General features: G+C 27.6%; 9 protein-coding genes and 1 pseudogene. 7 read left to right on the forward strand and 3 right to left on the reverse strand.

Annotated features, from left to right (window positions below; translation table 11 throughout):
* The first annotated feature begins 83 nt into the window (after positions 1 to 83).
* On the forward strand, positions 84 to 815 hold the full coding sequence (gene bamD, locus ERCIPICE3303_RS01740) for an outer membrane protein assembly factor BamD (protein WP_157991015.1): 732 nt from the start codon (positions 84 to 86) through the stop codon (positions 813 to 815).
* Between the two features lie 927 nt (positions 816 to 1,742).
* Positions 1,743 to 2,597: an NADPH-dependent 7-cyano-7-deazaguanine reductase QueF gene (gene queF, locus ERCIPICE3303_RS01745; RefSeq protein WP_416046610.1), complete on the forward strand. Its 855-nt coding sequence runs from the start codon at positions 1,743 to 1,745 to the stop codon at positions 2,595 to 2,597.
* 582 nt (positions 2,598 to 3,179) lie between these two features.
* Here the strand turns inward: queF and acnB are convergent.
* Both acnB and lpcA read right to left on the reverse strand, forming a co-directional pair.
* Positions 3,180 to 5,780 (reverse strand): bifunctional aconitate hydratase 2/2-methylisocitrate dehydratase, encoded by a 2,601-nt coding sequence (gene acnB / locus ERCIPICE3303_RS01750; RefSeq protein WP_157991016.1) that lies wholly within the window; start codon positions 5,778 to 5,780, stop codon positions 3,180 to 3,182.
* A gap of 2,578 nt (positions 5,781 to 8,358) precedes the next feature.
* Positions 8,359 to 8,937: a D-sedoheptulose 7-phosphate isomerase gene (lpcA, locus tag ERCIPICE3303_RS01755; RefSeq protein ID WP_157991017.1), complete on the reverse strand. Its 579-nt coding sequence runs from the start codon at positions 8,935 to 8,937 to the stop codon at positions 8,359 to 8,361.
* Between the two features lie 384 nt (positions 8,938 to 9,321).
* Between lpcA and accD the strand changes: the two genes are divergently transcribed.
* The 5 genes and pseudogenes from accD to rlmKL form a co-directional block, all read left to right on the forward strand.
* A complete protein-coding gene (accD, locus tag ERCIPICE3303_RS01760; protein ID WP_157991018.1) occupies positions 9,322 to 10,218 on the forward strand; it encodes an acetyl-CoA carboxylase, carboxyltransferase subunit beta in 897 nt (298 codons plus the stop codon).
* A 72-nt stretch (positions 10,219 to 10,290) separates the two neighbouring features.
* Positions 10,291 to 11,544 (forward strand): bifunctional tetrahydrofolate synthase/dihydrofolate synthase, encoded by a 1,254-nt coding sequence (gene folC, locus ERCIPICE3303_RS01765; protein WP_157991302.1) that lies wholly within the window; start codon positions 10,291 to 10,293, stop codon positions 11,542 to 11,544.
* A gap of 783 nt (positions 11,545 to 12,327) precedes the next feature.
* Entirely contained in the window at positions 12,328 to 12,972 is a 645-nt protein-coding gene (gene adk, locus ERCIPICE3303_RS01770; RefSeq protein WP_157991019.1) for an adenylate kinase, read from the forward strand.
* Positions 12,973 to 13,810: 838 nt separating this feature from the next.
* The gene (gene coaA / locus ERCIPICE3303_RS01775) at positions 13,811 to 14,698 is read left to right on the forward strand and encodes a type I pantothenate kinase (RefSeq protein ID WP_157991020.1); all 888 of its coding nucleotides are present in this window, start codon (positions 13,811 to 13,813) and stop codon (positions 14,696 to 14,698) included.
* Between the two features lie 2,348 nt (positions 14,699 to 17,046).
* Positions 17,047 to 18,003 (forward strand): annotated as a pseudogene (gene rlmKL / locus ERCIPICE3303_RS01780) (bifunctional 23S rRNA (guanine(2069)-N(7))-methyltransferase RlmK/23S rRNA (guanine(2445)-N(2))-methyltransferase RlmL); the annotation flags it as partial.
* A gap of 1,946 nt (positions 18,004 to 19,949) precedes the next feature.
* Here rlmKL and lnt read toward each other — a convergent pair.
* On the reverse strand, positions 19,950 to 21,506 hold the full coding sequence (gene lnt / locus ERCIPICE3303_RS01785; protein WP_232515412.1) for an apolipoprotein N-acyltransferase: 1,557 nt from the start codon (positions 21,504 to 21,506) through the stop codon (positions 19,950 to 19,952).
* Positions 21,507 to 22,814: the final 1,308 nt, after the last annotated feature.

A 22,814-nucleotide genomic window follows, 5' to 3' on the forward strand; every position in this document is an offset into this window, starting at 1 on the left:
TATAATAAATAATTAGCATTTCACTATCATTAAAAGATTAATAGTAAAGTTATCACAACTAATCTGAGGATATAGCAGTCACCATGATCAGAATAAAACACCTAGTAGCCACCTCTATGCTAAGTTTATTATTAGTCGGATGCTCCGGATCTATAGATGAACACAATGATAAACCACCTATCTATATTTATAAAAACACAAAACAATTGCTTCATAATAGAAATTTAAAATCAATTATTAAAAAATTAGAAACATTCTGTATGCGATACCCGCCTAGTCCACATGTTCACAAAGCACAACTTGATCTAATATATGCATATTATAAAAATAATGATTTCACTATGGCTCTAGAACTAATTGATCGTTTTATACGCATAAATCCAGACCATCAACATATTGATTACGTCATATACATGCGTGGCCTAATAAATATGACACAAGATAAGAATCTATTGCAAGATTTTATTGGTATTGATCGTTCTGATCGAGACTTGATCTACACTCAGAATGCCTTAAAGTATTTTACACAACTCCTTCGAGATTATCCTAAGAGTGTTTATTCTACAGAAGCAAGAAATCATGTTTCTTATTTAACAGAGCGCCAAGCAAAATATGAATTATCTGTAGCAGAATTTTATTCTAAACACAGAGCCTATGTAGCAGTTATTAATCGTGTTAAAGGTATGTTAAGAAATTATCCCAATACCAAAGCAGTAAATAAAGCACTGCCTTTAATGAATGATGCATATCATAAATTAAAAATACCGATAAAAACTTATCAAAAAGAGAAAACGATAACTACTGATTATTCCTAAATACTCGATAACCAAACTAGAATTAGAAAACTATTGTTAAGTTAGAATCAGAACCTTCTATCTATTTCATCTTATTAAAGACAATATTTTTTTATTTACATTTAGTAACAATAACAAACTCATATTACATACAAATAGTATATAATGATTACATATAGATGAAATATCGATAGATACTCTATATAGTCAGATAAATTTATAAATTAATAAATAATTTGTAATTTACAATATAATTATTTATATAAATTAATTTTATTTACAATAAAGTCTTTTTGTAGATAATAAATATTAATTTGTATCTGTTGCCTTATTACCTAATAATACTCATGCATTAAGAAGTCTTAAGGAGATGCATTACTACATACACTGATGTGAATTAATGACCATGACTATAGTTGTTTATACACATTACAAAATTAAAATCAATCATTTTTCTTGAACATCTCACCAGATTAGTAATAATTTAGATCACTTCTTATTCCTAGCTATAAGAAAAGAAATGACATTATATAATAATATTTACCTCTCTAATCTATCCATTATTCTATATTTTATGATGATAATTACTTTCGATAATTGTTTTACAACAAGACGAAATCATGTTCCTTCTAGGATTAGAACAAAGTGTATTCAGTTATCCTATATTCACAATATTGTTAAATAAAAATATATTCATCTTAATTGTATAAATAATTTGTTATGGAAAATATGATTATTTAATAAATAAGAGCTTTAGTAAAATTATAAAGTACTTGTCTTCTACTTATATCTTTGAATTTAGAATTATTTACTACTAATTCTATAGATTGTTATATCGATGCTAAAATAGATTTTAATGAATATAAAATAATAAAATAAAGATTTTGTAGGCTAACAATGTACCAATATCTTCTATAAATAAGACTAATATTATTATACTGAGACGAGATGAAATTTATAGATATGGACAATAATATTAATTCTATTAATACCTTCCTATTAGGAAAAAGAACACAATATCATGCTACCTATAATCCTACACTCTTACACTCCATCCCGAGAAAGTTACATCGTGATATGTTAAATATAAGTGTGTGCAATGCCCCATTATATGGGGAAGATATTTGGACATTATATGAATTATCTTGGCTAAATAAAAATGGTTTGCCACAAGTTGCTATTGGAGAAGTAGTATTTAACTCTAACAATATAAACTTAATTGAATCTAAGAGTTTAAAACTATATCTGAATAGTTTGAATCAAACCAAATTTACAGACTCCAATCAAGTACGTCAAACCATTGAACTCGATCTAAATAAATGTGTAATAGGCGTAGCCAGAGTGAAAATATCCTCTTTAGAGGATATAGAAGGACAATCTATTGGATCTTTAGATGGGATATGTATCGATAAACAAGATATAGTTATAGATAAGTATACATTAAATGCTGATTATTTACTAAATTCTACCGATCAGCGTATTAGCGAAGAAAAATTAACCAGTAACCTGCTAAAATCTAACTGTTTAATCACGCAACAACCTGATTGGGGGACAATACAAATCAGCTATCGTGGACCTCAAATAAATCACGAAGCGTTACTGCGTTACTTAATATCGTATCGACAACATAATGAATTCCATGAGCATTGTGTAGAGCGAATTTTCTATGATCTATTGAATTATTGTAAACCAGAAATTCTTAGCGTTTATGCGCGCTATACACGTCGTGGTGGACTAGATATTAACTCTTGGCGAAGCAATACAGATTTTGTCCCAGATGACTCTCGTCTGGCACGTCAGTGAAAATACTAGACAACTGAATATCTCATCGTCAGACTAGATTAGCAATAATTTTAAATTATATAATTACGATACTAAAATTAACTAAAATTTATATTTTATTATAGAGTATCTTATCTGTTTATCTATAATAAAAATTTAAATTTCATAATAATCAGATCTTCCTACTAAGATTATGATCTACAATCACTAGTTTTTACTAATATCAAATATTTGTATGAACAAATAGAACAATATAGTTTACGTATATAGCATATAGTATATTCAATATAATACAATTATATATTTCTATTGGTTTATCTATACCATTGCTCTTTAAGAAATAAATTATTATTCAATAATGTTTAATAATAAAATTTTTTTAAATACTTAACTCTACTTTTAAAAATTATTATCTATGATATAAATTAATAAGAAGATTATCTCTTAAAAATATAGTAAAGATGAGTAGATAGATTTATTCAATTACATTATACTAACTAAATAATTGTTAAATAGATTATATGCAGCTACAGCATAAACGATTCTTCTTCTCCTGTTTAAAGAGAAGAAGAGCTATCTTATAAATATAAGATAAAACTAATTTTATACTTTAGTTTGGAAAATTACTTTAACGTTTTTCTTATCATGTTTTAATAATTGATTAAAATTTAAATAATTAAAGTTTTTTAAAGATACATCAGTTATTTTTTTCATAAATTCCTGATACTCAATAGAACTAGGTAATCTTCCTAATAATGATGCTATAGCCGACACCTCAGCAGATGCCAAAAATACCTTAGCATTCGTACCAAGACGATTAGGAAAATTTCTCGTAGAAGTTGAAAGAACAGTAGAGCTATTCGATACACGTGCTTGATTTCCCATGCATAAAGAACAACCTGGAATTTCCATACGAGCACCACTGTTTACAAAAATGCTATAATAACCTTCTTGTTTTAATTGTTCTTCATCCATTTTAGTCGGTGGTGCTATCCATAATCTCGTTGGTAGAAGATCATGTCGTCGGTGTTTTAATAACTCAGCTGCGACGCGAAAATGACTAATATTAGTCATACAGGAACCAATGAATACTTCATCAATTTTTGTATCTTCAACTTCAGATAGAAGACAGACATTATCCGGATCATTAGGTGCACATAATATAGGCTCCTTGATCTCATCTAGATTGATATTAATTATTGCAGCATATTCAGCGCTGCTATCTGCTTTTAATAGATGAGGATTTAATAACCATTGTTCCATTTGATAGATACGCCGCTCAATAGCTTGCCTATCTCTATAACCTTCTGAGATCATCCATTTTAATAATATCACATTCGATTGAAGATATTCAATAATTGAATCTTGACTAAGATCAATCACACATCCTGCCGAAGACCTTTCAGCAGAAGAATCTGAAAACTCAAAAGCCTGTTCTACCTTTAAATCTGATAACCCTTGTATTTCTAGAATTCGACCTGAAAAGATATTCTGTTTATTTTGTTTTTCAAGTGTTAAGAAACCTGATTTAATTGCATATAATGGAATAGAATGTACCAAATCACGCAAAGTAATACCCGATTGCATTGTTCCTTTAAAATTGACTAAAACGGATTCTGGCATATCAAGGGGCATCACTCCTGTCGCAGAAGCAAATGCTACTAAACCAGATCCAGCTGGAAACGAAAGTCCAATGGGAAATCGAGTATGAGAATCACCTCCAGTCCCTACTGTATCTGGTAAAAGCATGCGATTTAGCCAGCTATGGATAATTCCATCGCCTGGATGCAAAGAGATGCCACCACGATCTATAATAAAATTAGGCAAGCTACGGTGTGTTATTAGATCTATAGGTTTTGGATATGCTGCAGTATGACAAAAGGATTGTAGCACTAAATCTGCAGAAAATTTAAGACAGGCTAAATCCTTTAACTCATCTCGAGTCATAGGACCAGTAGTATCTTGTGAACCGACTGAAGTAATTGTAGGCTCACAATAAGTACCTGGAAGGACACCTTCAAGACCGCAAGCCCTACCAACTATTTTTTGCGCTAAAGAAAAACCATGTTCTTTAACTACTGGCTTCTTGTTTTGTGGTATCATGCTTCGAACTGATATACATGACGATTTTTGAGATTTCTTCGTCAAAGCACGACCAATAATTAATGGAATTCGTCCTCCTGCACGAACTTCATTTAATAAGTCCTTATGTTTTAACTTAAAGCACGAAAGAATAATATTCGTTATATGATCGCGAATTTCACCACGATATGGATAAATATCAATTATATCACCCATATGTATTTTTGAAACATCCACTTCAATAGGTAAGGCGCCTGCATCTTCCATGGTATTAAAGAAAATAGGAGCAATCTTCCCGCCTAAACATACACCGCCCCTCTTTTTATTAGGAATATATGGGATCTTTTCTCCAAGCAACCATAATAATGAATTAGCAGCTGATTTACGTGATGAACCAGTACCGATGATATCACCAACGTAAGCTATAGGAAAACCTTGATTATGTAAAACTTTAATTTGTTCTATAGGGCCTATATGTCCTGCCTTATCTGGTCGAATACCTGGACGAGGGTATTTGAGCATCGTTAGTGCATGAAGTGGAATATCAGGACGAGACCATGCATCCGTGGCAGGAGATAAGTCATCAGTATTACTTTCACCAGTTACTTTAAATACTGTGACAGTTATCTTCTCCTGTACTTCCGGGCATCTTAAGAACCACTCGGAATCAGCCCAAGATTGTATAACGTGTTTAGCATAAACATGACCTTCTTTCGCTTTTTCTTCAACATCATAAAATCGATCAAACATTAATAGTGTATGAGACAGGGCTTTGGAAGCAAAAGAAGCTAATTTATTATTATCTAATGCATAGAGCAGCGCATCAACATTATAACCACCCTGCATAGTGCCCAATAATTGAACTGCTTTTTCAGGAGTCACTAACGGTGAAATGGCTTCATCTTTAATAATAGAAAAAAGAAAAGAAGCTTTAATATACGCTGCTTCATCAACACCTGGTGGCACTTGATTAGTAAATAAATCTAACAGATATGCCTCTTCTTCCTTAGGAGGGGATTTGAGTAACTCTACTACTGCAACTGTCTGTCTGGCATTCAAGGCTTGAGGAACAACCCCATTAGCAGCACGCATTGCAACATGTTTTCGGTATTCATCTAACACAAAATTCTCCTTGGTCTTATTATCTAATAGCAGATAACTTGATGGAAACAGACTGTATTAAAAACACAATCTATTTCAGGTATTTTACTACCCTTCACATTATTATAGACAGCAGGACTACAAGATAAATTAGCCTTTCCACCAACTAAAAAACTCATCTAAAACCAAAAATTTATATAAATAAATAAATTTCTTAACATCATGATTAAGAATTTTTATTGCATAAAACTTATATGCTAATTAAGTGGATTATATAATCCTATAAATGATACGATATAAAATAATTTATAAGCTCTAAACTTTAATTGCAGTTGAATATAGATATTCATTTTTGTATAAAAGACACTAAAACTACATACTGTAATTAATCTATAGAACAGATTTCAATTGTTGAAATAAAAATATTTTCTCCATCTCTAAATTAGTCTTCTATAATCGAGCTAGCACTATTTTAAGAAAAAAAATAACTACTTAAACACAGCCTTGATAGTTAATCATCATAGCAATCGGTTATAAAAAGAATAAGACTATCGTAAATTTTAAAAAATAATATATTTTAAATTAATTCGTGTCAAAATTGATAGTAATATTTATGCAGATAATCAGTTGTAATCATTGCTGTCTTTCAGTGAATTAAGATAAGATCTGAACAAAAAAACACCTATTTGAATAATCAAGATAGATTCACTTAATCCAAGAAAAGTTTTTATTATTAATCTTATAAATTCTAATCAAAGTATATTTTAATTAGATTCTCTTCTGTTCTTATATAACAACAAATATTTTCCATAAATCGTTTTCATTATGTAATCTTCTGTACCAAAACGAATTAATTTTTTATCAATGAAGTAAATTATATACTTTGAATAAACATATTGGACTTACTTATCCAAGTGTATCATAGATGTAAGAAAACTAAATAAGCGTGTATAACGTTTCTTATACAATAGATTTTACTGATATAAAAGTTTAATAATATCAAAATATCTAATATTTGCGACTAGATTATCTTTAGGTGAAGATATAAATCTATACTTATATGTTTCTTTTACAAGTACAATTAAAAACTCTCCTAAACTATACAGTACTATCCTCCATACTAGATGTTCTCATTTAATTCTGATAAAATGCTGTATATTTTGATCTTGTTACTCAAGCATAAATACCAGTGATTTAAGGCAAATAACTTAAAAATAATATACATAAATATTAAACTTTATTTAATTTATATTTACAATCTTAAAATTATAAATGTTTTTGATTATGATAGATCTAAATATAAAGATCTCTTTTATCTATTGACGATCGACTAAATAATATTAATTTATCTTAAATTAACAGGTATCATTTTTATCTCAGATATAGTATCCACAATAAACATACTTATTAGCTCAACTTTATCACTACAAGATTTTATCTTGGTTATCATCACTTCAATGAATATAAGTTGTTTGATTCAACAAAATTAGCAAGTATGTATATGCTTATTTATTGATTTATAGTTTCTATCTTTTTAATTTAATCCTATGTTAATTAGAGAACGAGATCAACTCATATTAATAAAAAATCAAAGAGGTTATGTTTGCTTTGTATAATTTGAAGTTAATTCAATAATACGTCGATAAATAGTTATATTGTATTTCAGCATATAATATTCTTGAATATTTCATTGAGTGATTTCTAATCTAGAAGTACCTTAAATAATTAAGAAAATAATATATTTTATGTACACTAAACTATAATTATATTTAATAATGATTATGTAATGATCACAATATCAAACATTAATTAATAAATTAATATATAATTATTAGAAATATTATTTATTGATATAGATAATATGGAAATAACAATCCAATTTTTAAACTTTGATTTTCAAATTAAATCACATTCATCACACTTGATGAACTTTTTCCTTGATAAAAGAAAACAATAGAATACACGATAATAGATAATAAAGCAGGAAAAAATAATCTAAATATCTATATTGATCTTGAATTCATTTTTATATGTGATGCTCTGATATAATCAGAAAAACTTTCCTGTTTAATTAAGAGTAATTAAATAAACACCCATTAATATCAGACTTCTTTCCTCAGAAAGATATGAAAAACATTAAATAATTAGATAGTCAGATCATTATTAGACAGTGGGAGAGATTTTAGATATTTTCTTAATTATCAATTATCATTATTTATGATCAAAAATCACATTTCTCTCTCGAATATTGTCTTTAAACCTGTCTTATATGTGGATATTGTCCACATTATATCAATAAGATTTAGTACATTCTAGAGAAAACTATATATTGTTTGTCCATGTTGGAACACCATATTCAAATCAACTCTAATAAAACATATATTTATATTTCCCGAACTACCTTAAAATAATATTGGTTTTAACCGATCATTGAATATTTTAAAATTTTATAGACCTCTCTCAGCAATTATGCCGTGATGCTTTATTATTAAAATATATCAGTATTGCGTTAATACTCGAGAAAGAAAATATAGTTAATTATTAATCTAGTATATACTAGATTGTATTTTATCAATACTGATATATAAAATAATTATGCTTATCTTTTCATCTCTTGTTCAATTAATAAGATTAAAATATGAATAATTTTGATGTGCACTTCCTGAATTCGATCAGCATAGCCAGCATGTGAAACACAAATTACTAAATCCGCAATACTTTTTATTACAGTATTATTTTTTCCTGTAAGAATGATTGATTTCATTTTTTGATGATATGCTGCTTTTACTGCTTCAATCATGTTAACTGAAGACCCAGAAGTAGACAATCCAAATAACACATCTCCTGGTTTACCTACGGCTTCAATATAACGTGAAAAAACATAATCATATCCAAAATCATTACTAACGCAAGAAAAATGACCGATATCAGAAATAGCAATTGCAGGATATCCTCGACGATTCTCTCTATAACGACCAGTAAGCTCTTCTGCAAAATGCATTGCGTCACAATGCGATCCACCATTACCACAAGAAAGAACTTTTCCTCCTAATTTAAAGGAATTGGCTAATAACACTCCTGCACTCTGAATTAATTCAATATTTTCTTTCTTTTTTAGAAAAAAAGTTAACGTATCTGCTGCTTGATTAAGTTCAGAAAGGATAAGATCCTGATACATAAAAAAATCCTTGTAAGCGAGAAGCTTATCATAGTTGAACTAGTAAGAATAAAAAAGTGATACGCTAATTATCATAAATACCAATATTTATTTGTCTTCTGTTAAGAAGAACTTAAAGCATTAGGTTCAAATATAATAAGAAAAATGATAGTTCTCTACAAGATATTTAACATATATCCGAATATATGTTAACATATTAATATTGCAATTAAGTACATACAATGTTCAATCCATAGTTCTCACAAAAATATGGAATCGAATCATTGATATGACTACCAATGATTCGATTCTAAATATATATACATCGAAATATTATTTTATACACTATAATCTGATTCTTTTATAAGAGAAAAAGTCAGTTATACAAAATATCACAGGTTAGCGATGAGTTGGATTGAACGTATTTTTAATAAAAGGAGAATCACCCCATCACGAAAAGCATGCATCCCCGAAGGACTATGGACAAAATGTGATAGCTGCGGACAAGTCCTTTATCGCGCCGAACTCAAACGTAATCTCGAAGTATGTCCAAAATGTGATCATCATATGCGTATGCATGGTCGTGATCGTCTTTGCAGTTTTTTAGACTCTGGTTCACTTCTTGAGCTTGGTAGTGAAATGGAACCTAGAGATGTACTAAAGTTTCGAGATTCTAAAAAATACAAAGATCGTTTAATTACTGCTCAAAAAGAGACTAAGGAAAAAGATGCGCTGATAGTAATGAAGGGAACTTTATGTGGTATACCAGTTGTTTCAGCAGCTTTTGAATTTTTCTTTATGGGCGGCTCAATGGGCTCAGTAGTTGGAGGACGCTTTGTGTGTGCGGTAGAGCAATCTATTAAAGATCATTGTCCTATGATCTGTTTTTCAGCTTCAGGAGGAGCGCGAATGCAAGAATCACTCATATCACTCATGCAGATGGCGAAAACAAGTGCTGCACTAGCCAAAATGCAAAAACAAGGCTTACCGTATATCTCAGTACTGACTGATCCCACAATGGGAGGAGTATCTGCTAGTGTTGCGATGCTTGGCGATCTCAATATTGCAGAACCAAATGCACTAATTGGTTTTGCTGGACCACGAGTTATTGAGCAAACAGTGCGTGAAAAACTACCAGCTGGCTTTCAACGTAGTGAATTTCTTATTGAAAAGGGGGCAATTGATATGATCTTGCGACGCCCAGTAATGCGATGTAAAATTGCTAGTATTTTATCTAAAATGATGAACCTTCCTTCACCAAAGGAAGTTGTTGATATATCGTTACTGAAAGATAGAGACTAACAGACTAGATTACTAAAAATAAAAATATACAACCTACGCAAACATATATCTGTACTTCACGTGCTCAAAAAAATGAATAACCTTCCTCAGAATACATCATCTATAGCATCTTGGTTGCATTATCTAAAACATCTCCATAGTCAATCCATTGACCTCGGATTGACTCGTGTCAGACATGTCGGGGCAGCACTAAACCTATTAAGTCCCTCTTCGTTTGTTTTTACTGTTGCTGGAACTAATGGTAAAGGTACAACTTGCCGAGCGCTAGAAACGATGTTATTGGCTGGAGGTTATAAAGTTGGAGTGTATAATTCCCCACATCTTGTACACTATACTGAACGCGTTCGTATTCAGGGAAAAGAGCTAACGGATATTGAGCATACATCAGCATTTTCAGAAGTTGAATCAGCACGCTCTAACATCCCTCTTACTTATTTTGAGTTTGGTACATTATCAGCATTATGGTTATTTAAACAAGCATGTCTAGATGTCTTAATCCTAGAAGTTGGTTTAGGAGGTCGGCTGGATGCTACTAATATTATAGATACAGATGTAGCAGTAGTGACTAATATTGCTCTTGATCATACAATGCTTCTTGGAACAGACCGTGAAAAAATTGGATACGAGAAGGCTGGGATATTTCGAAAGGGAAAACTAGCAGTAATTGGAGAGCCTTATTTACCACAGTCTGTTAAAGATACAGCAATAGAAAAAGGTGCTATACTACATCAGTATGACTCTACTTGGTCATATAGGACAACTACTAATAGTTGGGTTTTTTATGATTTAAATGGAAGTATTGAACATTTATCATTACCAGAAATACCGATAAGAAATGCTGCTACTGCGCTTGCTGCATTACGCAGTTCTCCTTTCCATATTGATAAAAACAATATACAGCACTCTCTTAACCAAGCCACTCTACCTGGTCGATTTCAGATCGTATCTGAAGCACCTCGAGTCATTCTTGATGTAGCACATAACCCTCATGCAGCACAATATCTCTCACAAAGACTTATAAAAATTCAACAAAATTCAGAGATACATGCTGTGGTCGGTATGCGTAATGATAAAGATATCGCCGGTACACTATCCTATCTTATTCATAATGTAGATTATTGGTACTGCGCTTCATTAGAAGAACCATATGGTAGTACTGCTAAAAAACTTGCATCTTATCTGGATCAAGCAAAACCCTTTCCATCAGTAGAATTAGCCTGGCTTGATGCACTCAAAAATGCAAAACAAAAAGATATCATTTTAGTTTTTGGATCCTTTCATACCGTTGGTCAAGTTATTAAAAAAATTAATCAATATAAGATATAGTAATAGAAAAATATTTATAAAAATAATCTATCTGATATGATAAAATCATGAATATTAAAAATAATAATTACATTAAACAAGTCGTAAATTTTCTAAAAAATAATAAAAAATATCATTAAAACCTTTTTGGATCAAGAAATAAAATTTCAAATAAAAGTAAAAACTTTATTCTCCAAAAGCTATCAATACTAACTCTAACTCTTTAAGTTTGGAAAAAGTAAAAAATTAATTAATTTAATTATACCTTATAAAGTCAGCTAATAGTTTTAATACACAGTACGTACTAAATAATATTATATTTTATATAAAACTTATATTTTAGTGAGAAATAATTCATTTAATGACAATTATTCTCTTGCTTAGTCAATAGAAGTTATTATCTTTTTTAGATAAAAATATAGTCGAGAGAAGAAAACTCATAAAAACAGTCGTCTGCTTGATAAAGAATAAAATAACTCTAAATAATTACTACAACGATGGTCAATAAGGTTTTATACGCTTAGATCTAAGTCTACTATAAAATAGTATTATATGATTCATTATGATATTTTAAATTAATTTTCTAAATTTAATGAGATGACTCATCGATCTAAATAGCAATAATAAATCGAATCAATAGATATAATTTCGTATAAGCTATATAAATAATTAGATGAATAATATAATTCATATATTTTACTTTAATACCTCAATGAAATATTTTATTTTTTAAAAAAAATACGAATTGTTTATAAGATGTGCGAAATACTAATATTATTCAGTACTAAAAAGAGGATTAGCTTCATGCGTATTATCTTACTTGGAGCCCCGGGTACTGGAAAGGGGACTCAATCTCAGTTAATTGTAAAAAAATATCACATTCCTCAGATCTCGACAGGAGAAATGTTACGTCAAGCCATTAGAGTAAATTCAAAGCTAGGTCAACAAGCAAAAAAATTGCTAAGTGTGGGCAAACTTGTTACTGATGAACTAGTAATTCAATTGGTAAACAATCGTCTTCAAGAAGAAGATTGTGCAAAAGGATTCTTATTAGACGGGTTCCCTCGAACAATAGCGCAAGCTCTTGCCATAAAAGAAATAGGTATCAAAATTGATAAAGTATTAGAGTTTAATTTACCAGATCAATTAATTATTAATAGACTGAATGGACGCCGCATACATGAAACTTCGGGTCGAATATATCATGTTACGTCCTATCCACCTAAAATAGCTGAAAAAGATGATATTACTGGAGAACCACTAATTATACGTGAGGATGATAGAATAGAAGCCATCCATCACCGTCTGACGGAATATCATTATCTTACTAAACCACTCATTCATTTCTATCGTCAAGAAGAGTGCTTGGGTAATATAACATACCATGCGATTGACAGTTCTCGTTCAGTTACTGAAATCAGCAAGGATCTAATCAGCTTTCTCGAATAATTCGATATTATCAAATTTCATTGACTCGTGAATTATCAGTAAAATAATCAATAATTTTTATTAATTTACAATCTATCTTTTCTATGTATAAAGAAATTTAAAAATTTAATTATTATTATATAAGTAAAATTAATAATACGATTAAATCCTCTTTCTTTTTATCCAAATTTGGAATAACTATAACAGCTATTAGTAATAAATCTATAGATAGTAAATCAAATATCACGCTTTTCTGTAATAAATAGAAATAATGTAAACTATCTCCAATAATTCAATGTATCCTATAATAATATTATTATTAGGTTATCTTATTAAGATAACAAGAAAAACTACAGTATCATATAGTAAATATCATCACTATTTTAGATATATAGATAGAATCCATGCTAATATGTTCTAAGAAATAGTGTTATTTAATTATATTAAGATCACACTATATTAAGTGATTCTATTCAATCTTATGTCTACTAGAGTATTAAATAAAAAAAATTGATTTAATAATTGTATGTTGAATATAATTATTCAATATAACACAATTTTTTTATAACATGAAACTATCTAATTCTCTATGAGAATCTTGTAATATTTTAGGATTAAGTGTTTTCTCTAATTTATTTTATTGTTACATATATGCGAACTACGTGTCAGCTTATGTTTTCTCATCTTATGTCTACTACAATAGCAAGAAACCGCATTCGATTTGGAGAGATAAAACGATATTTTATAGAAACTGAATATTACTAGTAGAAATATCCATACGAACGACAACTCATGTGCATCAGATCTGATTTGTATTTTACACTATAACTAATAAGACGAATTTTATAACTGAATTTTAATGAAACTCTCAGAAGAAACAATTACTCAATTAAAAAAAATTAATCAAGATATCTCAATTCCAGAGGTGATAGAAGTATATCTTCCTCTATCTCGTTTAATTAGTTTTTATATTAGTTTGCAGAGACAATCTCAAAATGTAAGCGAAGATAATTTTGATATCCATAAGCAGACAATTCCTTATGTCATTAGCATTACAGGTAGTGTTGCATCTGGAAAAAGTACCATGGCCCGTATATTTCAAATATTACTAAATGGTTATCTAAAATATAAATACGTTGAATTAATCAGCACTGATGGATTTCTATATCCTAATTCTGTACTTAACGACCGAGGTTTAATAACGAAAAAAGGATTTCCTCTATCTTACGATGTCTATCGTTTAGTTCAATTCGTCTTAGATCTAAAATCAGACTTTTCTCCAATCATAGCACCATTATATTCTCATCTCATTTCTGATGTAATTCCTAGCAAGAAACAAATAGTTCAAAAACCTGATATTTTAATCCTGGAAGGACTAAATGTCTTACAAAGAGGAATGAATAATGAACATATTTCTCATATGGTTTCTGTATCAGATTTTATAGATTTTTCTATCTATATTGATGCGTCACATGATCTACTTCAATCATGGTATATTAGCCGCTTTCTTAGATTACGGCAACGTTCTTTTACCAATCAACAATCTTATTTTTACTATTATTCGCAATTATCTACTCTAGAGTCTATGGAAATTGCCCGAAAAATATGGTATACGGTCAATTATCGTAATTTAATAGATAATATTCTTCCTACACGCAAGTACGCTACTTTAGTGATAACTAAAAGCGTAAACCATTTTGTTCAATCATTTCAAATGAAAAGGAATGAACTAAACAATAAAAATTAATTCTTAAAGAGCATAGACTAGACATAAGAAAACTTGTTCTGTTTAAAACAAAATATCACATTTAAATATTTCAATTTTTACTAAAAATAATAGTCAATATAAGCTTGATATATATCAATCTATATTGATATCATATAGACTTAAGGCGTCTTAAGATGATTAGCTAATAACTAACTATAAAATATATACATCTTTATATAATAAAATATAAATCATTATTTTTATTTAAAATATAATATTCATCTAAATAAATAGATGATCAACTTATCTATAGTTAATAGATCTATAGAAAATATCACTGTAAAATCTTTATATTTTTTAAAAATTGGATGTCTTTAGTACACATTCTCTATCATATTTCCGATCAAGTTATAAAAATAAATTATATTAAATTTATATAAATATGTATTTTTACTCTTTAATAAAATTGAAATAGAAAGATTATTACTACCTAATAGCAGTATGCATATGAAAGATGCTAAATAAATTTTTATATAAAAACTTAAAATATAGTTTTTATTTTTAATAAAAAACTATATTTCCTTATCTATCTCTTCATATATAAGACATAATAATTTATTTGAATTGAATTCTGAGTACATCTAGATTTAAAAGGTTATTTAACCATAATATATAAAAATTTCATTGAATTCCAATAGGGAATTTTATTACTAACGATTATAGAAATAAAACTTTTTGGTTAGCTATATACATTAATATATAAAATAAAAATTATATAGTAAAAGTCTATAAGATCATATTAACCTTTTTATAAACCAGACTATTTAATACCTACTTAAATAATGGTGATAATAACAGTATGTTATTATCATATCTATTAGATAGGTATTATGCATGTATAATACTGGTCTAGCATTATCAGCTAAAATGATCTAATCATTCGACCTCTAATAATAGAGGTTTATTGAATTACTCAATTAAATTAAAATTATTGAATAAGATCTAGATGTATAATTAATGATATCAATTTCGTATTAGAAAAATAAAGACATCTAATTTGAATTTTCTATTCAATAGTATCACTCACATATTGTAGTATATCTTTATAATTTATTTATGAAATCTAAAACTTATATTTTAAATATATCAAAATATTAAACAACAAGTTACTGTTATGCGATAACATCTAATCATTCTAATATAGATTGTCTTCTCTTGTAAAAATTATTTTTATTGATTAACTCTCTAATTATTCACTAACTCGCTATCATTTCTCTTATTTAATTCTATTCTACGTAATACATATTAAAAAGTGTAATAAAAATATTAGAAGATTCATAACTTATCAAGTCATCAAAAGTATGAACTAAAATTAATTATATCTATTCTTTTAAGTTAAATACTATATTAAGATCTACTGTATTGTATACTCTATAATTTTAGATTATTTAAATTTTTTTATTCTAAAACCTTAGATATACAAATAAGAAATAATTATAAGGAGGAATGAAGCAATATAAAATCTTCATCATGTATGATGCAATCATATGACAAAAATATAAGAATCAGTATCGTTGTTTAAGGACACAATTGCATCCATATATATTTGATATAGTACCATCTTCTTGGCCCTAATTACATCCCTTAAAATTCAATATATCTTAAATCCTATTTAAATTAGAATTAAATAATAAGTGAATATCATGTCAATACATAACCACTAAAATCTTATTGTAATTTATAAAAATAGGATAAATTAATGAAAATATCTTGTAATGAATACTCAATACTCATGAATATCTTAATGTATCTCTTTAAATTTCTGGAAACTATGCCAGTGTATTTTGTAATAGTAATGTTAGATTTAAAATCTATTACATATCATTTTTAATGATGTAATTCATTATTTATCTAATAAAATGTAGTATAGTTTTGATTCATAAATTCAAATTATATATCAAATAATAAAAGATATACAATAAAACATAATAAAGAACCTATGATGTCAATGATTATGATTAAAAATAATAATTTATAAATAGATAGGTTTTAAGAATTAATCGGTGTATGTGATGTATCAGTATTCTGTAAGTTAGCTTAACATTACCCACTAATTTAATATACGTAAGATTAACTCAAATATATTTAATAATCCTTACTTTCATTTGTAATAACAATTTACTTATTTTACCGTATATATCTAACAAACAATTATTATAGCAAATTATTATAATAACAAAAACATATTTTTTTAGCATAATTTAATTATAATAATACAGTCATATCTTCTTATATATTAAGTAAAAGATTAAGAGAATAACGTGAATAACTACATATTACAGAATGAGGGAATTATTAGACAACAAACAGATTTATTTCTGCTTCCTGGTCGATATGTTATTGATTATGCTAATCGTCTTCGTAAGAATATAAAAAAATTAGATAAATGGGCACAGAATGAAGGGATCGAGTGTTACCGTATCTATGATTGCGATTTACCAGATTACAAAGTAACCATCGATCGTTATAGCGACTGGGTTTTGATTCAAGAGTACTCACCACCATATATTATTAATCCGTCTAAAGCACAACAACGTCTATTGGACGTTATCACAACAACTATAGATGTATTACATATATTGCCTCATAAGTTAATATTAAAAATTCGTAGCAAACAAAAAGGAAGAAATAAGCAATATCAAAAATTAAATAATAATGGAAACTTCTTAGAAGTTATGGAATTTAATGCAAAGTTATTAGTTAATTTAACTGATTATCTAGATACTGGTATATTCCTTGACAATCGGATCACACGAAAAATATTAGGAAAAATGAGTAATGGAAAAAAATTTCTTAATCTATTTTCTTATACAGGAAGCGCTAGTGTACATGCTGGTCTAGGTGGAGCTCTGAGTACTACTACTATTGATATATCACGTACTTATATAAATTGGGCTGAAAGAAATATGCGTTTGAATGGATTATTAGGAGATAATCATCGGCTCATTCAGACTGATTGTTTACATTGGCTGCGTGAGAGTGTAGAAATATTTGATCTCATTTTTATTGACCCTCCTACTTTTACTAACTCTAAACGCATGAACAATCATTTTGATATTCAACGTGATCATATAAAAGTTATAAAACATCTAAAACGTCTACTTCATTATAGAGGTTCTATCATATTTTCTAATAATAAACAGAACTTTAAAATGAATATCACTGGATTAAATCTTTTAAATTTAAAAGCTACTGAACTAAGTTCTAAGACAAAACCACGAGATTTTTCCCACTCCCGTCCTACTCATACCTGTTGGTTAATTACTCATCTTCATAAAAATTAAAGAAATATTTAATAACTAGTTATATGATTTTAATATAAAACTTGAAAATTCTATTTTATAAATCAATAGAAAATTTCTATTTTACATTATTAAAGAATCATAAAATAATTTTTATATTTTTTTATATGGAAAATAAATAGCTAATTTTACATATCAGCAAACTATTTAGAGATGCACTTTAATATTATAGATACTAATTATAAGTTCTAGATAACCCTTATTTGATTACATATGATTTCTAGTTATTTTACGGTATATTAACATAATCAATATTAATATTTCATGAATAGACATATTTTATATCCAATTTTATTGACAATACTAACATCTATACCTATCATAACTATTATGTTTATAAAAAAACCAGATACTGCAAGCACAACTATGTCATTTCATGAATAGGATGCCATAAATCATACTTTCTATAGATAAAAAGCTAAGACTAATACTTTCTATCTAATTTAATCTCATAATAAAGAGAATAAACAAGAAAAAAATTAATAATATTTAATTATAAAAAGAATGTGTCAATATTATTCTTTTTATCTAGATTACAAAAATAATTCTCAAAATTTTTAAGAATAGAAAACTACTATTAATTCACATATGTGCTATCCTGTATTATATAATTTTATTCCATCCTATATAAAATTCTTGATGTATTCTCAATCCACTTAATAATATAGACCATCAAGACTCAATAAAATCAAGAAATCTTGATCCTCCATTTAAGATTCTACTTCTTATAATTATTTTTTAAATTATTAAAATTAATAAATCAATCTAAAAATATAAAAACTACATTTAGTATTATCAGAAAGCATAACATTAAAGTATGTATAATACTTAATTAATGATCTATTTTAGAAAAATAGACTATTAGAATATTGATGATGATTAATTTAAATAACCGTGATGCTTTTATCTAATTATCATTAATCATATATATACTAAAAATATTCTAATAATTAGAATATAGATCAATTATTAATAATTTATTATATTATTAAATAATATAATCATATTAACTGATAAAAACTATTATTAAATATCACTATTTAATAAATAATAAAAGTAAAATATTTAGAAAAACGAAAAATTATTCTATATCTATAGATATTACATAAAGAGTTAATTCAATTAAAAATTAATAAATGAGATTTTATATTTATTATCAGTATTATAAATCTATATAAAATTATATGTACTTATATAATAACTTATGACTCTTCGTTATACATTTTTATTAATAATTAACATCCTAGTAAAACTTATGCTTATGGAACAATTTTAGTATTCAGAAAAACACTGAATTTTATTGATAAATAGACTTCTCTTTGAATCTCTTACTATATAAAAATACTTATGAATAAATTTAAGTTAGTATATTTATAAAAATCAATTATTCATATTAGATATTATTTCTTCTGATAGAGAAATACATCAACAATAAACTTATCTTATCTCCATTTAGATAAGTAAAATATCTATCATCTATTTTTAGAATCACCATAATTCCATGCCTTAATGCTAAGTTTTTATACAAACCAATAAATTATACATATATTCTTATTATTTCATTATATTAATAACTTGTTAGTACAAAAAGATACCATCAGATAAATAAGAAAATTAACAATAATTTGTCTTCTTTATAAAAATCATCAAGATAACAGTCTTTCTCTTAATAGAAACATAGATCAATTAAATTTCAAGAAAGATATAAAAATTATGATTTAATGATTATACAAGATAAGGTAATCATGATCATTAAAATAGAACCTTCCTCTTAATAAAAGAGTTGAATTAAAATAGTTATTCTATACCTGAATATTACTAATATTCATTTTCACCTAAAATTTGAAATAAAAAATAATAATAGATATGATCTTACCCCAACCATTTATAGCACTGAACCAATTAAATAAAAAATAATTTATCTATGACTAAAAAACATAAAACAATCTAAACATCAGAAAATACAGTGTTATAACCCAGACACTCCAATTTCCAAAACGAGAATAAGGTGTTAATCCAGTCGTAGGTATTACTTTTTCCACGAGGACTCCACTGACAAACTGTGGAATCATGCGAATAATCGTTCCATTAGCATCAATAATAGCAGTTACTCCATTATTACTACTATATAATGAAGGACGCCCTAACTCTAGAGAACGCATTTGAGCCATTTGAATATGCTGCCAAGGAGCAATAGATTGCCCAAACCATGCATCATTAGATAATATTATAAAAAAATCACTTTCTGAACGAAAATTATCATATATTTTTTGTCTCAAAACAACTTCATAACATATAGAAGGTGATAAGTTGTAATTTCCAACTCTGAGGAGAGGTTGAATATATGAACCATGACCTGATATAGGGATTGGAAAGTTCACAAAAGATCTAAAAAGACGAAGAAAATGTTCTAATGGAATATATTCCCCAAACGGAACTAGATGATTTTTCTGATATCGACTGCTTCTAAAATAATTATAAGGTTGATGAGCACCAAAAACAATTATAGAATTATAAATGTGATAAGAATCTTCCTTTAATCGAGCATCTAAAATCCCTGTGACTACGATAGTATCTGACATCTGTAATTTATGATCGAAAGTGCTCAAAAATGACTGCTGATTACCTTCAAGATCAGGAATAGCGGATTCAGGCCAAATAATAATTGGTACCTTCCCTATATAAGGATCACTTAATTGAGTATAAGTATTCAATATATGATTTAACTGTTTCGTATCTCTTTTCAATGATGGTGCAATATTTCCCTGTACTAATGCTACATTGACTGCTCGCTGTGATAAAGGCTTAAACCAATAAAACATACGTAGAGGCCAATGGATTAGTAATAATAATGTAATCGCTAGTACAGAAATTACATTCCTCTTAAATACTGCATGTACAATTAAACCCGTAATAATCATCAGAGTAAAAGTAATCCCTTCTACCCCTATAACTGGGGCTAAAAATTTTAGTGGACCATCAACTTGACTATAGCCAAATTGTAACCATGGAAATCCAGTTAGAATCGATCCTCTTAAAAACTCAGTAATCTGCCAAAGTGCTGGAGCTACAATGACACAACGCAGAAAACAGACCTCCATACACAAAAAATTAAGAATTATAGTAAATAAAAGCGGGTAGAAAGATAAATAAAAAATAAAAAAGAGAACTAATAGCATATTAATCAGACAAGGCATACCGCTAAAAGAAGCGATACTAGTATAAACCCAGCTAATACCACTACCAAATAAACCTACACCCCATATAAAACCAATACCACTTACCTGATAAATAGTACGACTAAGTGTTAGAATTTGTAAGCCAAATAATGAAATTAAAGCAGCAGGCCAAATATTATATGGAGAAAAACTAAGTGTACCCATTGCTCCTGAAGTTAATGATAATAACAAACGAACCCACTGTTGGTGATAACCAATATTCATTACATAGTGAATGAAACGCTTCCCGATGAGATATAGATGCATTTTATATTATTATATGGATCTTTATAATACATGGACTAGATGATGCGGCTACTTAAAAAGTACAATATCCTATCTTGAAGAATGTTCATCTTGTTTTAAAAAACAAGTAGCCACCGTTATAATTAGATCACTTATCACTACTCATTTCTTTCACAGCGAAACTTATGGTAAATATTATATCAAGATTCGAACATTAGAGTTAGTGGATAGATGTCATACACACTTACACAAAAATAAGAAATATTATAACTTTTTAATTTAAGAACAATCTTTCCTATATTCTTAAGATTAACTTGCATAATAATTCAAAATTTCAATTAATAATAAAATATTAAATTAATCGATTAAATTGGTCATATAGATAAATCTAAAATAACTTTTTCCTAAATAACGCGTAATTAACTTATATCCTAGTCCCACTTAAAATAAAACCAAATTACCTTCTATAATTTAAGGGTTTAAATTTTATAAATGATCCGCAAAAAATTGATTTTTTAAATAAAATAATATCTACTATTATAATTCTGATAATTAATTAATTGTAGAAAAACAAAAGATTAGGAAGCATTTTCTTCTGAAAAGATTATGTCATAATCTAGTCTTACTTGTTCATTATCATCAACAAACTAAAATAGAAGATTAGAACCCCTTATCAATAACAATATGAATATATCTTTTCCAAAACCCAATAAGCGTTCCAATAAATTCAATTTCTATTCTTAAGTATAGAATATTTATTGATAAAACTATCATTATTTTCAATATATTATGGAATAACTCGTTAAAGCAAAAAATAGAACCCTCTTATTCTTTATTGATTATCATAGTTTAATCAAACAAGCATAATTCATCACTTTTATATTCTCTTCTAATATGATAGGTATCTATAATGAGAGGACATGATCTCATATTAGAGTAACTACTTTTACTGTTAATATAACCTAAACCTTATACATGAACAAGATTAAGAAAATTTCAGTGAAGAATATGCAATTCTAATTGCACATAAAAAGCAGTACACTCTAAATTCATTGTCTAACTGACAAAAACTACCTATATTATTTTATAATATATACAAATAATATGTTCAATAAAAATAAAATCACACCTATCATGACTCTTCTTATTAATTAAGAAGTATCTATATCTTATTAACTAAATTAAATACGATATGTTATATATAACATATCGTATTTTAAAAATAAGATTAATAAATTAAAAATGTAAACTCTAGTCACTAACAATAATAATTGCTATTATATTTTTAATAAAAACAATATTGATCTTGTACATTTAAATAATTTATTC

Origin of the sequence: Candidatus Erwinia haradaeae (genome assembly GCF_900699015.1) — a bacterium.
GTDB lineage: Bacteria > Pseudomonadota > Gammaproteobacteria > Enterobacterales > Enterobacteriaceae > Erwinia_E > Erwinia_E haradaeae_E.

Excerpts from the sequence above, each read along its gene's own strand:
- accD (WP_157991018.1), top strand. The coding sequence starts at position 9,322 with ATGAGTTGGATTGAACGTATTTTTAATAAAAGGAGAATCACCCCATCA.
- adk (WP_157991019.1), top strand. The coding sequence starts at position 12,328 with ATGCGTATTATCTTACTTGGAGCCCCGGGTACTGGAAAGGGGACTCAA.
- coaA (WP_157991020.1), top strand. The coding sequence starts at position 13,811 with ATGAAACTCTCAGAAGAAACAATTACTCAATTAAAAAAAATTAATCAA.
- lnt (WP_232515412.1), bottom strand. The coding sequence starts at position 21,506 with ATGCATCTATATCTCATCGGGAAGCGTTTCATTCACTATGTAATGAAT.
- bamD (WP_157991015.1), top strand. The coding sequence starts at position 84 with ATGATCAGAATAAAACACCTAGTAGCCACCTCTATGCTAAGTTTATTA.
- lpcA (WP_157991017.1), bottom strand. The coding sequence starts at position 8,937 with ATGTATCAGGATCTTATCCTTTCTGAACTTAATCAAGCAGCAGATACG.
- folC (WP_157991302.1), top strand. The coding sequence starts at position 10,291 with ATGAATAACCTTCCTCAGAATACATCATCTATAGCATCTTGGTTGCAT.
- queF (WP_416046610.1), top strand. The coding sequence starts at position 1,743 with ATGAAATTTATAGATATGGACAATAATATTAATTCTATTAATACCTTC.